The organism is Marinobacter sp. ATCH36 (assembly GCF_023555055.1).
Lineage (GTDB): Bacteria > Pseudomonadota > Gammaproteobacteria > Pseudomonadales > Oleiphilaceae > Marinobacter.
In genome coordinates, this window is sequence record NZ_JAMJPL010000001.1 from 1,025,976 (window position 1) to 1,040,690 (window position 14,715).

Sequence of the window (14,715 nt, forward strand, 5' to 3'; positions counted from 1 at the left end):
ATGCTTCCTGAAGAGCACCTCAAACCTTAGAAGACAGGACTGAGAACATGCCATACGCAAACGACGTTGACGCCATCGCTTCCATTCTGAAGCAAAACCCCACCTGGAACGCCATCAAGCCCGAGCACGCGGCTCGCATGCGCGCCCAGAACAAATTCAGGACTGGTCTGGATATCGCCAAGTACACCGCCAAGATCATGCGCGAAGACATGGCGAACTACGATAAAGACACGTCTCAGTACACCCAGTCGCTGGGTTGCTGGCACGGTTTTATCGGCCAGCAGAAGATGATTTCCATCAAGAAGCACTTCGGCAACACCAAGCGTCGTTACCTGTACCTGTCCGGCTGGATGGTTGCCGCCCTGCGCTCCGAGTTCGGCCCGCTGCCTGACCAGTCCATGCACGAGAAAACGGCCGTCTCCAGCCTGATTGGCGAGCTGTACACCTTCCTGCGCCAGGCAGATGCATGGGAACTGAACCACCTGTTCCGTGCCCTGGAAGAAGCCCAGCAGGCTGGCGACAACGCCAAGGCTGACGAGCTGATCAAGCAGATCGACAACCACGAGACTCACGTTGTGCCGATCATTGCTGACATCGACGCCGGCTTCGGTAACGCCGAGGCGACTTACCTGCTGGCCAAGCAGATGATTGAAGCCGGTGCCTGCTGCATCCAGATCGAGAACCAGGTGTCTGACGAGAAGCAGTGTGGTCACCAGGATGGCAAGGTAACCGTTCCCCACGCCGATTTTCTGTCCAAGATCAACGCTGTACGTCTGGCGTTCCTGGAGCTGGGTGTTGACGACGGTGTGATCGTTGCCCGTACCGACTCCCTGGGCGCTGGCCTGACCCAGAAGATTGCCGTGACTGAAGAGCCGGGCGATCTGGGCGACCAGTACAACAGCTTCATCGACGGTGAAGTGATCGAAAAAGCCGAAGATATCAACAACGGCGACGTTGTGATCAAGCAGAAAGGCCAGCTGGTTCGTCCGAAGCGTCTGGCTTCCGGCCTGTTCCAGTTCAAGCCGGGCACTGGCGAAGACCGTGTGGTTCTGGACTGTATCACCAGCCTGCAGAACGGCGCTGACCTGCTGTGGATCGAGACTGAAAAGCCCCACGTTGGCCAGATCGCGTCCATGGTTAATCGCATCCGCGAAGTGGTGCCCGATGCCAAGCTGGTTTACAACAACAGCCCGTCGTTCAACTGGACCCTGAACTTCCGTCAGCAGGTATTCGATGCCTGGAAGGAAGAAGGCAAGGACGTATCCGCTTACGAGCGTGCGGACCTGATGAACGCCAAGTACGACGAAACTGATCTTGGCAAGCTGGCCGATCAGTGGACAGCCAACTTCCAGCGTGACGGTGCTCGTGACGCGGGTATCTTCCACCACCTGATCACCCTGCCGACTTACCACACCGCGGCCCTGTCTACCGACAACCTGGCCAAGGGTTACTTCGGTGACGAAGGCATGCTGGCCTACGTGGCAGGCGTCCAGCGCAAGGAAATCCGCCAGGGTATTGCTACCGTGAAGCACCAGGACATGGCCGGCTCCAACATCGGCGATGACCACAAAGAGTTCTTCGCCGGTGATGCAGCCCTGAAGGCCGGTGGTAAAGACAACACCATGAACCAGTTCTAAGGATCGGCTCTGTTGTCACTGAAGCGGGCTGAGAGGCTTGCTTCAGAACCCGAAACCCCGCCTCGTGCGGGGTTTTGTTTTTTTTACATCGGCATTTCTTTCCAAGCTCCTGAAATTAAAAAATAAACGTCCCTCTGTAGGTCTTCTTCTCACCAGTTCTGTTTCATTCTTGAAACAGTTTGACGCCCTCGTGAACAGCCGTGGTTTTATACGATAATATTAAATTTATTTAAAAACAGTGTATTAGAGTTTGTTTTTCAATCCTGGCACGGGAATCGCTGTGCTTGTCTGGCGGGTCCAATCCATGGGTTACCTGAAAATGGACAGGTTGGATAGGCCCTTCAAAAGCCATTCATGCCAAAGGGAATAACATCATGAACACTAGAAAAAACTTGCTAGCGATCGCGGTTGCAATGGGCCTTGGACTGTCCGGCGCCGCCTGGGCTGATCTGGGTGGCAACGGTGGTCCAAACACCAACGCCGACCAGGCATCGGCAGCCAATAACGACCATTCCGGCAATACCGATTCCGGCAATGACAACTCCACTAATACCCAGACCAACGCCAATACCGATAGCTCCAATAATAGCCACACCAACGCTAATACCGACAATTCGGATAACAGCCACACCAACGCTAATACTGAAACCAGAACCGATCCGAAAAATTCGTACAATACGGACAATTCGACGGACAGCTCGGATCGCAGCCACACCAACGCGAACACCGAAACCAGAACCGATCCCAAGGATTCGTACAATACGGATAATTCGGACCGCAGCCACACCAACGCCAATACCGACAACTCGAATAACTCCGATAACTCGGATCGCAGCCATACCAACGCCAATACCGAAACCAGAACCGATCCCAAGGATTCGTACAATACGGACAACTCGGATCGCAGCCATACCAACGCCAATACCGAAACCAGAACCGATCCCAAGGATTCGTACAATACGGATAACTCAGATCGCAGCCACACCAACGCCAATTCCGACAGCTCGGACAACAGCATTGATCTGGACCTGGCTCTTGAGGTGTTCATGAACGATGCCGAGCTTCATGGCTCCGTCACCGGCACAGAAGTGAGGTACGGTGACGCTAAGGGAAGAGATAATTCCAGCACTGTTGCTCGCAACCGCAATGAAATTTCAGGCGGCTCAGCGAACTACACCGGTGTCGGAGCATTCGCTCAGAACGCAGGCAACGGCAGTGTCGTACAGGCTAACGTCAGTGTGATGTCTAATCTGAACGCTAGTGGCGGTGGTGGCGGCACCCAATAAGGAATCCAGGCCGCGCCTTAATGGGTGCGGCCCGGTTATTCCGGGAGAACTGCCATGGGTCGCGTTATCAGATGGAAACTGAAGGCTGCCTTGTTAGCGTTAATGTTCGTGGCAACGGGGTTTGTGTCCGCCGAGGAGTGGATGGATGCCGCACCGATGTCGGCGGATCAGCTGGCGGACTCTAGTGGTCGCCAGGGAATCCCGATGCAGTGGCAGATTAACGATAACCAGCAGAATGCGAATGTGTCCGACAACCTGCTGTCGGGAAATGTTGTCACAGGTGATAACAGTATTTCCGACAACGCGTTCGGCAACATGAGCGGAGTTGCCACGGTTATCCAGAACACCGGTAACCAGGTGGTCATTCAGGACAGTACCCAGATCAATATACTGCTTAATCACTGACGGAGGTGGGCCATGACCAGGAAGGTTCTTGTTGCAATCTGCGCGAGTACCGGGCTGCTATGGTCCACCGCTTTTGCAGGCTCGGTCATGTTGCCGGGTATTGGCGGTGATGTGCGGGTACAGGTGAACAGTTTCGAGAACCGGCGCTTTGACAGTGTCATGCGCCAACAATACGACTTCAGTTGCGGCTCCGCCGCGATTGCTTCGTTGTTGTCCTTTCATTACGAAGACGAGGTATCAGAGCACGATGTCTTCGTCGAGATGCTCTCGCTGGCGGACGAGCAGAAAGTACGCCAGGACGGTTTCTCAATGCTTGATATGAAGCGCTATCTTGAGGCCAGGGGGTATCAGGCCGACGGTTTTCGCATGCCGTTGACCGGGCTGAAGGAAAAAGTGCGCTTACCCATGATTGTGTTGCTGAACATTGATGGATTCCGGCATTTCGTCCTGATCAAGGGGATCAGTGACGATGAGGTCCTGGTGGGGGACCCGGCGCGGGGGCTGAAGGTTTTTTCCTACCGACAATTCAGCGAGTACTGGAACGGTACCGCCTTTATTATCCGCAGCCATCTAAAACAGGGTCGGGACGGATTTCTCGGCGACGGACACTGGCCGCAGGTAGCCAGGGCGCCGATACAGAAAGGCCTGGGCGGTCCTTCACTCGGGCACACATTGCCCTACTGGCCCTCCTCAAGGGAATGGTGATGATCATGATGGTCCGGATGCCAGCCATAGCGTTACTGGTTGTTTCATGTGCAGTGGTGTCGCCATCTGTCCAGGCAGAGCTGACGCTGGGTGTTGAGCCCCTGAGTGACCCGGAGCTGTCAGAGTATCGGGGCGGCTTCCTGATGGATAATCTGGAGATCAGCATTGGTCTGGAGCAGATTGTTGGTATCAACGGTGACACCCTGGTGGTCAACCGCCTGACCATTCCCAATCTCAATCAGGCGGTCAACGGCGGTCTGGTGGACCATCAAATGGACACAGTACTCGAGGTTATTAGCGCAAACCGCAGCGGCGGCGCGCGGGTGTCCAGTAATATGGCGGGGCCTGGCGGCTGGATGACGGTGATTCAGAACAACCTCGACAGCACGGTGATACAGAATATGCACCAGCTGAATATCGAGCTGAACAATCTGGGTGCCGGAAATCAGTTCCCGGCACGGTTCAGTGATCAGTTGGTGCAGTTGCTTGGCCGCTAAGTTATCTGCAGTTCCTCCCTAGTGATTGTGTTCGGGCCTCCTGAATATTCAGTGGTTGCTTTTTTACACTGCTGTTTTTGGCTATGTGTCTGAATGAACGACGTAAATGCCCGGTTTGTTCGGAAGATGAGTGCGGCACTGTTTCATTTGTGGAACAGTTTATTCTGCTTCTATTCTCTGTTATATCTTGGCTATCGAATGATTATCTTTATATTTCAGTATGTTATAAAATAAAATTTTGACTTGGCACGCGAATCGCTACTTTCTTTTGGCGGGTCCGAACCATGGATTACCTGAAAATGGACAGGTTGGATAGGCCCCCTCAAAAAAAGCCAATCATGCCAAAGGGAATAACATCATGAACACTAGAAAAAACTTGCTAGCGATCGCGGTTGCAATGGGCCTTGGACTGTCCGGCGCCGCCTGGGCTAATCTGGGTGGGGATGGTGATCCAAACACCAACGCCAATGACCAATCAGCAGCCAACAACGACAATTCCGGCAATACCAATTCCGGAAACAATAACTCCACTAATGACCACACAAACGCTAATACCGACACTTCGGATAATAGCCACACCAACGCCAATACCGATAGTTCGAATAATAGTCACACCAACGCTAATACTGAAACCAGAACCGATCCGAAAAATTCGTACAATACGGACAATTCGACGGACAGCTCGGATCGCAGCCACACCAACGCGAACACCGAAACCAGAACCGATCCCAAGAATTCGTACAATACGGACAACTCGGATCGCAGCCATACCAACGCCAATTCCGACAGCTCGGATAATTCCGATAATTCGGATCGCAGCCACACCAACGCGAACACCGAAACCAGAACCGATCCTAAAAATTCGTACAATACGGACAGCTCGGATCGCAGCCACACCAACGCGAACACCGAAACCAGAACCGATCCCAAGGATTCGTACAATACGGACAACTCGGATCGAAGCCACACCAACGCCAATACCGACAGCTCGGACAACAGCATTGATCTGGACCTGTCTCTTGAGGTGTTCATGAACGATGCTGAGCTTCATGGCTCCGTCAGCGGCACAGAAGTGAGGTACGGTGACGCTAAAGGAAGAGATGATTCCAGCACTGTTGCTCGCAACCGCAATGAAATTTCAGGCGGCTCAGCGAACTACACCGGTGTCGGAGCATTCGCCCAGAACGCAGGCAACGGCAGCGTCACACAGGCGAATGTCAGTGTGATGTCTAACCTGTCCGCAGGTAACTGAGGAAGCCGTGCCGCACCCGCTAGTACCAGGTGCGGCCCGGTTATTCCGGGAGAACTGCCATGGGTCGCGTTATCAGATGGAAACTGAAGGCTGCCTTGTTAGCGTTAATGTTCGTGGCAACGGGGTTTGTGTCCGCCGAGGAGTGGATGGATGCCGCACCGATGTCGGCGGATCAGCTGGCGGACTCTAGTGGTCGCCAGGGAATCCCGATGCAGTGGCAGATTAACGATAACCAGCAGAATGCGAATGTGTCCGACAACCTGCTGTCGGGAAATGTTGTCACAGGTGATAACAGTATTTCCGACAACGCGTTCGGCAACATGAGCGGAGTTGCCACGGTTATCCAGAACACCGGTAACCAGGTGGTCATTCAGGACAGTACCCAGATCAATATACTGCTTAATCACTGACGGAGGTGGGCCATGACCAGGAAGGTTCTTGTTGCAATCTGCGCGAGTACCGGGCTGCTATGGTCCACCGCTTTTGCAGGCTCGGTCATGTTGCCGGGTATTGGCGGTGATGTGCGGGTACAGGTGAACAGTTTCGAGAACCGGCGCTTTGACAGTGTCATGCGCCAACAATACGACTTCAGTTGCGGCTCCGCCGCGATTGCTTCGTTGTTGTCCTTTCATTACGAAGACGAGGTATCAGAGCACGATGTCTTCGTCGAGATGCTCTCGCTGGCGGACGAGCAGAAAGTACGCCAGGACGGTTTCTCAATGCTTGATATGAAGCGCTATCTTGAGGCCAGGGGGTATCAGGCCGACGGTTTTCGCATGCCGTTGACCGGGCTGAAGGAAAAAGTGCGCTTACCCATGATTGTGTTGCTGAACATTGATGGATTCCGGCATTTCGTCCTGATCAAGGGGATCAGTGACGATGAGGTCCTGGTGGGGGACCCGGCGCGGGGGCTGAAGGTTTTTTCCTACCGACAATTCAGCGAGTACTGGAACGGTACCGCCTTTATTATCCGCAGCCATCTAAAACAGGGTCGGGACGGATTTCTCGGCGACGGACACTGGCCGCAGGTAGCCAGGGCGCCGATACAGAAAGGCCTGGGCGGTCCTTCACTCGGGCACACATTGCCCTACTGGCCCTCCTCAAGGGAATGGTGATGATCATGATGGTCCGGATGCCAGCCATAGCGTTACTGGTTGTTTCATGTGCAGTGGTGTCGCCATCTGTCCAGGCAGAGCTGACGCTGGGTGTTGAGCCCCTGAGTGACCCGGAGCTGTCAGAGTATCGGGGCGGCTTCCTGATGGATAATCTGGAGATCAGCATTGGTCTGGAGCAGATTGTTGGTATCAACGGTGACACCCTGGTGGTCAACCGCCTGACCATTCCCAATCTCAATCAGGCGGTCAACGGCGGTCTGGTGGACCATCAAATGGACACAGTACTCGAGGTTATTAGCGCAAACCGCAGCGGCGGCGCGCGGGTGTCCAGTAATATGGCGGGGCCTGGCGGCTGGATGACGGTGATTCAGAACAACCTCGACAGCACGGTGATACAGAATATGCACCAGCTGAATATCGAGCTGAACAATCTGGGTGCCGGAAATCAGTTCCCGGCACGGTTCAGTGATCAGTTGGTGCAGTTGCTTGGCCGCTGAGTTATCTGCACTTTCTCCCTAAAGACTGATCGGAAGCTTGAGCGTAATTTCACTGTTGGGTGCATTTTCCGTTACGCCCACACTCACCGTCAGGCTCAGCGATGTGGACCGGCTCAGACGCTGGGACAAGCCGAACGACAGTGACCCGATCTGAATGCGATCGAAGTTGGATGCAAAAAGATCGTTATTTCTCTCGAACGTTGTCTTGCGGATGACCGAGTGATCATAGCCCAGGCTAAAGGACGTGCGGTCGTTGAACGCAAACCCCATTCCGAAGCCGAAACGCACGATGTCACCTGGATCAACGGTGCCGCCATTTTCGAAGCCTTGCTCCTCTTTGAGAGTCCATACATAACTCAGGTTTCCGAACAGCACGGCCGGATCGGTTGGGTAGATGAAGGAGAGACCGGGCTCAAACGCCCAGAAGCCGGAACCGGTCGGCCGGTTCTCCAGCTCAATGCCAATCGGGTTGCCCTGATTATCCCGGATGATTCTCTGGTCAACGTCGTAGGGGCCTTCGCCGGTTGGTGCTTTCACCCTCAGCCCGCCAATAACGTAAGGCCAGCCACCCAAGCCATCAGTTAACTGGTAACGAAACGAAAGTTCAACATCACCAAGGCCCTCGCCCGAGGACTCGCGCAGCGTATCCACTGGTGTGCCCTGAAATACCTCGCGCTCTCTGAGGTCCTCGTTAATGCTCAGATAGGGTACGCGAACTGCCGCTTCGAGCTTGCTTGTGAAGCCGTATTTCAGCGACATTGCGCCGACGAAAATATCACGCTGGATCTCCGAAATATTGATCAGCCCGATGAGCAGGGCAGGAATCACTGTGTAACCTTCTATTGCGACCGCTGTTGAATTGCTGTGGGCATGGGAGAATGAGGGTTCTATGGTAAACCGGCCCGGCCGGGTAACAATGCCCCGGTCCGAGGTAATGGATGCAATGTCGGTAGCCGGATCATGCCCATCTTCCGGCGCTGTTATCGACGTGCCACCCGCAGATGACGTGGCTTCCCTGTCCGCCTGTGCGGCTTCGATGAGTGTTGGCGTTGCTACCGCTAGTACAGGCACAAGCCAGAACATTTTTGCAGCCATGGAGATCTCCTTTAATCACTCTTTGAATGCGAGACGGACGTTTTGTGGGGAACCTGATGCTTGTCCATCAGCCGGTAAAACGACACTCTCGAAATGTTCAGCAATCGTGCTGCAGCGGAAATATTATTCTGCGCCAGCGCCAGGCTTACAGAGATCGCCTGCCGATCCGCCTGGGAGCGGAAGGCATCCAGCGATAGCTCCTGGGTCCGGCTCTGAGTGTTCGCCGGTGTCTGTCCAAAACCCATATCGACCGGTTCAATGACCTGGCCCTCCCCGAGCAGTAAAGCCTGCCGCAGTCGGTTCTGGAGCTCTCTGAGATTACCCGGCCAGGGATGTTCGGCGAGGCAGATCGTTGTACTGTCTGCCAGACGTTTGGGCGCAGACGTCGGCGTTGCCGACAGTAGGCGGTTTGCCAGCATAAGGACATCTTCTCTGCGCTCCCGCAGCGGTGGCAGCAGCACGTGCAGGCTGCCAAGCCGGTAAAAGACATCACTGCGAAAACGGCCTGAAGCCACCAACTGTTCCAGAGGGCTGGTGCTGGTTGCGATTAACCGGGCGTCCACCTTTATGGTGTGGCTGCCACCGATACGTTCGACCTGGCCTTCCTGAAGAAAACGCAGAATAGAGGACTGTTGCTCGGGGTTGAGCTCATCAACACCGACGAGAAGTAGCGTGCCACCGTGGGCAGATTCGATTCTGCCCTTCTGTGCCGTCATGGCATGCGTGAACGAGCCTTTTTCGTGCCCGAACAGTTCGTTCTGGGTCAGGGAAGGGGGCAGGGCAGCACAATTGACAACAACCAGGGGTTTATTTTTGCGTGGGGAATTGTTGTGAATGTATTTGGCAGCCGCTTCTTTGCCAGTGCCGTTTTCACCGAAGATCAGCACAGGCTCTTCGGTGTGTGCGAACCGGCCAAGAAGACCCCTTGTCTGTCTGATAGCCGGAGATTCGCCTTCCAGGGCAATATCATGGTAGCTCAGCGGTTTGGCACGGGAAGCTTTTGCCTGGAGTTCAGACATCCCCCACAGATGGCCAAGTATCCCGTTAAGCCGCTCAGGCTGAATCGGCAAGGTGTGATAATCCACGCAGTACCCGTTGATAAACCCGTACACGTCCGGGTCGTCAATCTGGCCAGGCTCAAGAATGGCAATCCAGTGCCTGACCCGGAGCGCCTCCAACCAATGACCTGCCTTGGCCAGCTGGTTCTCGGAGAGCGAGCCGAGATCCACTACACCAACCCAGAAGCCGTCACCGGGAATATCGCGTAGCCGTAGTTCGGTACCAATGGCTACGGGAAATAATCGCCATTCCTTTAGCCCGATAGCGTGCGTTGCAATACCGGAGTGTTCCGCCGACAGCCAGACGAGCGGTCTTTTTTCCTCCATGGCGACTCTCCTTGAGTTCGTGTCTGGAAAACGGACTGCTAAGCATTTTAGAAACTCTGCTAAGGCTGGAACGGCTTGATCCAGTCACTGCCCTGTGACCGCCAACGGCTGGGTTAACAGGCGGGAATTCATCTGAATTGTTATTCAGATTGTGTGCCAGTTTTAATACTTGCGTTGGTTTCAGAAGGTTAGAAAATGAGAACTCTGTCGCAGAATGCTCTCTGTAAAATTTGCCGACACAATTCAGCGCTCGTTCAGCTTATTGCGGGTTGCAAGGCGGCCCTTTCGGCGGATTTCTGCGTTCAGGAATCGCCGCTTCTGGTCTTCCGTTTCCGGTTTCACCCCAGGCACATCGATGGGCTTGTCGTTCTCATCCAATGCAACAAAGGTGAAAAACGCGGAGAGTATATGTCGGCACTCACCGGTGTAGCTGTTTTCAGCTTCAACCCGTGCGCCGATTTCCATGGATGACCCCCAACTGCGGTTGAGGGCAAGGCTGAACAGCAAAGTGTCATTGCCTTTGGCGGGCGCGCGGAAGTGAATGGAATCCACTGCCGCTGTAACGCAGACATGGCCGGAGTGCCTTTCTGCAACCACCAGTGCCAGGCGATCACACTTGGCCATGATCATTCCACCAAACACCGTCTGGTGGGAGTTCATGTCATTCGGGAACACCTTGTAGACATGTTTGTCGATGGCGGATGCGGAAACCGGTCTGGCAGGTCTGGGTGGCATTGGTTTTTCTCCTCTTGCTGGATATATCGCTACTATACCGCCCAGGGGCTCTGTATAAAGCGTCAAGATCAGGTATGTTGCCATTAAGATTAGTTGCCAAGTGAAATAACGGGGGAGGCAGGGTTGAGTACAGATCAGGGAATCGTATTTGCAGTACTGGCAGCTACGCTGGCGCTGTTCGTCTGGAACAGGTTGCGGTTTGATGTGGTTGCCATGCTGGCACTGCTGGCGATCGCTATCGCCGGGCTACTTCCCACCGAAGATCTGTTTGCGGGGTTCGGACACCCCGCTGTGATAACAGTGGCGGCCGTGCTCGTGGTCAGCCAGGGCCTGGTGAACGGCGGCGTGGTGGATAATATCGCGCAGTTGCTGGGTAAGGTGGGCCACCGGCCGACACTGCAGATTCTGACCCTGACCGGTGTGGTAGCGCTGTGTTCGGGGTTCATCAACAACGTGGGCGCTCTGGCACTGTTGATGCCCGTGGCCGTGTGGATGTCCCGGGAGGCAGGGCGCTCACCGTCGCTGCTGCTGATGCCACTGGCTTTTGGTTCGCTTCTCGGCGGCACCATGACACTGATCGGTACACCGCCCAACATCATCATTGCCAGCTATCGGGAAGGGGCGAGCTCGTTCGGGTTGTTTGATTTTGCGCCGGTCGGTGCTGCCATAACCATCGCTGGCATTGCCTTTATCACCCTGGTGGGATGGCGGTTGACACCGAAGCGTGGCAGCGACAGCGGGGAGGACGACAAACTTTTCAGTGTTGGCGACTATCTGACAGAATTGAAGGTACCTGAAGGTTCGTCCTACGCTGGCGCCACCCTGCATAACCTGCTGTCGGACAGCAGTGAGGACAAAGACGTCGTCGTATTGGCGCTGATCCGCGACGATAAGCGCCATCTGGCGCCCTCAACCTTCCAGGTATTGAAAGAAAACGATCTGTTGCTGGTGGAGTCGGATACCGAGAGCCTGCAGACGTTCCTCGATAAAACCGGGCTGGAGCTGGGTAGCCAGGAAGAAGCCGCTGATACCGACGAGGATGAGAAATCCCGGAAAAACCGGAAAAAAGAGCTGAATGAAGGTGAAGTGCAACTGACCGAGGCGGTTATTACGCCTGATTCGTCTCTCGTTGGGCAGACCGCCAATCGTCTCAACCTGCGGGAGCGCCATGGGTTGAATATTGTCGCCGTTGCCAGGCAGGGGCAGCGGTTGAAGCGCCGCCTGGGGGATATTCACTTCAATGCCGGTGATATTCTGTTGGTCCAGGGCTTTGAGGATTCGTTAACCAGTACACTTTCCAGCCTGGGGTGCCTTCCTCTGGCGGAGCGGGGGCTGCGCCTTGGATCTCCCCGCAAGACCTTGCTGGCGGCGGGCATTTTCCTGGTCAGTATCCTGGCCATTGTCAGTGGCTGGCTGTCAGCGCCAGTTGCGCTGGTTGCCGCTGCTGTTGCCATGGTACTGAGCAAACTGATTGACGCTCCCGGTGCCTATAAGGCCATAGACTGGTCGGTGATTGTTTTGCTGGCGGCAATGATTCCGGTGGGCCAGGCACTGGAAACCACCGGAGGCGCGGAACTGATTGCCGGCCAGATGCTGGCGGTTGGTGGAGGCCTGGCCCCGGCCGCGGTCCTGGCCATGGTGTTGGTAGGCACCATGTTGTTGTCGAATGTAGTCAATAATGCAGCAGCAGCCATTCTGGTGGCGCCTATTGCCCTGAGCCTTTCCGCAGAGTTGGGGATGGCTTCCGATGCGGTGTTGATGGCGGTTGCGGTGGGCGCATCCTGTGCATTCCTGACGCCCATAGGCCACCAATCCAACGCCTTGGTGATGGAACCTGGTGGTTATCAGTTCGGTGATTACTGGAAACTGGGTCTGCCACTGTCAATTCTGGTAACCATTGTCGCAGTGCCAATGATTCTGTTGGTATGGGGGTAGTGTTTTCACTAGTATTTGAGAGCGGTGAAATTCAAGACGTATCCGGAGAATAATAGCGTGGAAAAGGCAACCCTGTTGGCAGAACTGGAAACCGCCCGACAAAGAACCCGGGCGCTGATCACCTCATTGCCGGAGGAGCAGCTTGATGTGCCCTATCATCCCGGGGTCAACCCACCGCTGTGGGAAATGGGGCATGCCGCTTTTTTCTACGAGGTGTTCGTGTTCAACCTGCTGGATGGCACGCCCAGTTATAATCCGGCCATGGACGACCTCTGGGATTCATTCCATGTGGACCACCGGGACCGCTGGTGCCGGGAACTGTTTCCCGGGCGGGAAGATACCCTGGCCTATTTCGATACCATCTACGAACGTATGGCCGAGCGCATCCGGAGTAAGCCTCTGACGGACGGATATCTGTACCTTTACCGCTACGCCGTTTTCCACCAAAACATGCACATCGAGTCCCTGATCTGGTGTCGTCAGACTGTCGGTTATCCGCCTGCTCCGGATTACACCGACGACCGCGTGGCGCCCGGTGACCGGATCGAGGGCGATGTGCTGATTCCGGCCGGCCGATGGCGGATTGGGATGCCCGGTGAATCTGATGATTTCGCAACGACCGACTTCGCGTTCGACAACGAGAAGCCAGGGTTCGAGGTGGAGCTGGAGTCGTTCACCATTTCCCGGCTGCCGGTGTCTAACCTGGAGTTTATGGCATTTGTGGAAGATGGCGGGTATCAACGACCGGATCTCTGGTCGTTTGGCGGACGCAAATGGCTGCAGACAGAGACCGATGTCTCGCTGGTTCACGGCAGCCCCGAGCCCGTGCTGCGAACCCCGAAGCACCCGTTGTACTGGCGCTGGCATGATGACCAATGGCAGGAGCGGTTTTTCGATCAGTGGCGACCACTGAATCCCCACGCACCGATTTGCCACATCAGCTATTGGGAAGCGGAGGCCTGGTGCCATTGGGCAGGCCGGCGTTTGCCGACAGAATACGAATGGGAGGTGGCTGCATTGGGCAACCGGGCAGGAGATGGCTTCAGACGCTTCCCCTGGGGAAACGACCCGGTCGGCCCTGCACATGCGGATATGGGGGGGCGTGCGATGGCACAGTACCCGGTATGGGACTTCCCCGCCGGCGACAGTCCGTTCGGTTGCCGCCAGATGATCGGAGGTGTGTGGGAGTGGACCAGCAGCCAGTTTTTCCCCTATGACGGTTTCCGGATTGATGTGTACCCATTTATGTCGACGTTGCAGTTCGGGGATCACAAAGTCACCCGCGGCGGCAGTTGCGCCACATCCCCAAATCTTATCCGTGGAACATACCGCCAGGCCTATCTGGCGCAGAGAAATGATGTCTATACTGGGTTCCGCACCTGCGCGCTCCCGAAAACGTGACCGGATAATCGCTGAGGATCAGCCATGAATGTCTACGAAACCGACGAACTGCTTGGCCAGTATCTGGGATTCCATTTTGGAGAGAGCTACTTTGGGGTGGGCAATTACCCGGCCCGCTGTGCCGGAATCTGCCAGGAACTGATGGCGGGCCGCGACAAACGTAAAGCGCTGGACCTGGGCTGTGCGGTTGGTCGTACCACATTCGAACTTGGCAGGGTTTTTGAGCAGGTTGTGGGTGTGGATCTGTCGAAAAGCTTTGTGGATGCGGCGCACAATCTCAAGCAGGACGGGGAAATCGATTATTTTCGCCGCGACGAAGGCGAACTGGGAACGCGAGTCACCGTCAGCCTCGACGAACTTGGTCTGGCGAGAGCTGCCGAACGGGTATCCTTTACCACCGGTGATGCCTGTCAGCTGGGGGAGGAGCACCGGGACTACGACCTGATATTCGCTGGCAACCTGATTGACAGGCTGCAGGATCCGGGGCTGTTTCTGGGTGATATCCATCGGCGCCTTGCCGATGGCGGCACACTGGTGATCAGCTCGCCCTACACCCTGATGGAAGAATTCACACCCCGGGCCAACTGGATTGGCGGATTCGAGCGTAACGGCCAGCAGCGCACGGTACTGGACGGACTGCGGGAAGTCCTGTCCCACCACTTTGAAGAACTTCAGCCGCCACAGGACGTGCCCTTCGTTATTCGCGAAACCCGCCGGAAGTTCCAGCATACCATTGCCGAGCTCAGTGCCTGGCGCCGGGTTCGCTGAAG

15 protein-coding genes are annotated in these 14,715 nt (G+C 55.4%); 12 read left to right on the plus strand and 3 right to left on the minus strand.

All coding sequences use genetic code 11. The features are described from left to right. Positions 1-47: 47 nt before the first annotated feature. The 9 genes from M8010_RS04560 to M8010_RS04600 all read left to right on the plus strand — a co-directional run bounded on the left by M8010_RS04560 (position 48) and on the right by M8010_RS04600 (position 7,394). The gene (locus M8010_RS04560) at positions 48-1,637 is read left to right on the plus strand and encodes an isocitrate lyase (RefSeq protein ID WP_250089235.1); all 1,590 of its coding nucleotides are present in this window, start codon (positions 48-50) and stop codon (positions 1,635-1,637) included. Between the two features lie 374 nt (positions 1,638-2,011). Further along, entirely contained in the window at positions 2,012-2,923 is a 912-nt protein-coding gene (locus M8010_RS04565; RefSeq protein WP_250089236.1) for a dentin sialophosphoprotein, read from the plus strand. Positions 2,924-2,977: 54 nt separating this feature from the next. After that, positions 2,978-3,328, plus strand: coding sequence for a hypothetical protein (locus tag M8010_RS04570; RefSeq protein WP_250089237.1), 351 nt, complete (start codon positions 2,978-2,980; stop codon positions 3,326-3,328). Between the two features lie 12 nt (positions 3,329-3,340). Next, complete coding sequence (locus tag M8010_RS04575; protein WP_250089239.1) at positions 3,341-4,033, plus strand: C39 family peptidase; 693 nt, start codon at positions 3,341-3,343, stop codon at positions 4,031-4,033. Beyond that, on the plus strand, positions 4,033-4,530 hold the full coding sequence (locus M8010_RS04580; RefSeq protein WP_250089241.1) for a hypothetical protein: 498 nt from the start codon (positions 4,033-4,035) through the stop codon (positions 4,528-4,530). The genes M8010_RS04575 and M8010_RS04580 overlap by 1 nt, the downstream gene beginning before the upstream one ends. A gap of 358 nt (positions 4,531-4,888) precedes the next feature. Continuing rightward, positions 4,889-5,782, plus strand: a complete 894-nt coding sequence (locus M8010_RS04585; protein WP_250089242.1) for a dentin sialophosphoprotein — start codon at positions 4,889-4,891, stop codon at positions 5,780-5,782. 59 nt (positions 5,783-5,841) lie between these two features. Continuing rightward, positions 5,842-6,192 carry a hypothetical protein gene (locus M8010_RS04590; RefSeq protein ID WP_250089237.1) on the plus strand — a complete coding sequence of 117 codons (351 nt, stop codon included), beginning with the start codon at positions 5,842-5,844 and terminating at the stop codon, positions 6,190-6,192. A gap of 12 nt (positions 6,193-6,204) precedes the next feature. Further along, a complete protein-coding gene (locus M8010_RS04595) occupies positions 6,205-6,897 on the plus strand; it encodes a C39 family peptidase (RefSeq protein WP_250089239.1) in 693 nt (230 codons plus the stop codon). Beyond that, positions 6,897-7,394 carry a hypothetical protein gene (locus M8010_RS04600; protein ID WP_250089241.1) on the plus strand — a complete coding sequence of 166 codons (498 nt, stop codon included), beginning with the start codon at positions 6,897-6,899 and terminating at the stop codon, positions 7,392-7,394. The genes M8010_RS04595 and M8010_RS04600 overlap by 1 nt, the downstream gene beginning before the upstream one ends. Positions 7,395-7,412: 18 nt before the next feature. Here the strand turns inward: M8010_RS04600 and M8010_RS04605 are convergent, their stop codons facing one another. From M8010_RS04605 to M8010_RS04615, 3 genes are all read right to left on the minus strand, one after another. Further along, complete coding sequence (locus M8010_RS04605) at positions 7,413-8,489, minus strand: transporter (RefSeq protein ID WP_250089243.1); 1,077 nt, start codon at positions 8,487-8,489, stop codon at positions 7,413-7,415. Positions 8,490-8,500: 11 nt separating this feature from the next. Then, positions 8,501-9,874: a sigma-54 dependent transcriptional regulator gene (locus M8010_RS04610; RefSeq protein ID WP_250089244.1), complete on the minus strand. Its 1,374-nt coding sequence runs from the start codon at positions 9,872-9,874 to the stop codon at positions 8,501-8,503. A 243-nt stretch (positions 9,875-10,117) separates the two neighbouring features. Next, a complete protein-coding gene (locus M8010_RS04615; RefSeq protein ID WP_250089245.1) occupies positions 10,118-10,609 on the minus strand; it encodes an acyl-CoA thioesterase in 492 nt (163 codons plus the stop codon). A gap of 123 nt (positions 10,610-10,732) precedes the next feature. On the opposite strand from M8010_RS04615, the gene M8010_RS04620 reads away from it, so the two are divergent. Genes M8010_RS04620 through M8010_RS04630 form a run of 3 tightly spaced genes read left to right on the plus strand, consistent with a single transcriptional unit; the run spans position 10,733 to position 14,713 of the window. Beyond that, positions 10,733-12,544, plus strand: a complete 1,812-nt coding sequence (locus tag M8010_RS04620; protein WP_250089246.1) for an SLC13 family permease — start codon at positions 10,733-10,735, stop codon at positions 12,542-12,544. A gap of 57 nt (positions 12,545-12,601) precedes the next feature. Further along, a complete protein-coding gene (gene senA, locus M8010_RS04625) occupies positions 12,602-13,945 on the plus strand; it encodes a selenoneine synthase SenA (protein ID WP_250089250.1) in 1,344 nt (447 codons plus the stop codon). A gap of 24 nt (positions 13,946-13,969) precedes the next feature. Further along, entirely contained in the window at positions 13,970-14,713 is a 744-nt protein-coding gene (locus tag M8010_RS04630; RefSeq protein ID WP_250089251.1) for a putative 4-mercaptohistidine N1-methyltransferase, read from the plus strand. Positions 14,714-14,715 lie beyond the last annotated feature (2 nt).

Excerpts from the sequence above, each read along its gene's own strand:
- M8010_RS04560 (WP_250089235.1), top strand. The coding sequence starts at position 48 with ATGCCATACGCAAACGACGTTGACGCCATCGCTTCCATTCTGAAGCAA.
- M8010_RS04565 (WP_250089236.1), top strand. The coding sequence starts at position 2,012 with ATGAACACTAGAAAAAACTTGCTAGCGATCGCGGTTGCAATGGGCCTT.
- M8010_RS04570 (WP_250089237.1), top strand. The coding sequence starts at position 2,978 with ATGGGTCGCGTTATCAGATGGAAACTGAAGGCTGCCTTGTTAGCGTTA.
- M8010_RS04575 (WP_250089239.1), top strand. The coding sequence starts at position 3,341 with ATGACCAGGAAGGTTCTTGTTGCAATCTGCGCGAGTACCGGGCTGCTA.
- M8010_RS04580 (WP_250089241.1), top strand. The coding sequence starts at position 4,033 with ATGATCATGATGGTCCGGATGCCAGCCATAGCGTTACTGGTTGTTTCA.
- M8010_RS04585 (WP_250089242.1), top strand. The coding sequence starts at position 4,889 with ATGAACACTAGAAAAAACTTGCTAGCGATCGCGGTTGCAATGGGCCTT.
- M8010_RS04590 (WP_250089237.1), top strand. The coding sequence starts at position 5,842 with ATGGGTCGCGTTATCAGATGGAAACTGAAGGCTGCCTTGTTAGCGTTA.
- M8010_RS04595 (WP_250089239.1), top strand. The coding sequence starts at position 6,205 with ATGACCAGGAAGGTTCTTGTTGCAATCTGCGCGAGTACCGGGCTGCTA.
- M8010_RS04600 (WP_250089241.1), top strand. The coding sequence starts at position 6,897 with ATGATCATGATGGTCCGGATGCCAGCCATAGCGTTACTGGTTGTTTCA.
- M8010_RS04605 (WP_250089243.1), bottom strand. The coding sequence starts at position 8,489 with ATGGCTGCAAAAATGTTCTGGCTTGTGCCTGTACTAGCGGTAGCAACG.
- M8010_RS04610 (WP_250089244.1), bottom strand. The coding sequence starts at position 9,874 with ATGGAGGAAAAAAGACCGCTCGTCTGGCTGTCGGCGGAACACTCCGGT.
- M8010_RS04615 (WP_250089245.1), bottom strand. The coding sequence starts at position 10,609 with ATGCCACCCAGACCTGCCAGACCGGTTTCCGCATCCGCCATCGACAAA.
- M8010_RS04630 (WP_250089251.1), top strand. The coding sequence starts at position 13,970 with ATGAATGTCTACGAAACCGACGAACTGCTTGGCCAGTATCTGGGATTC.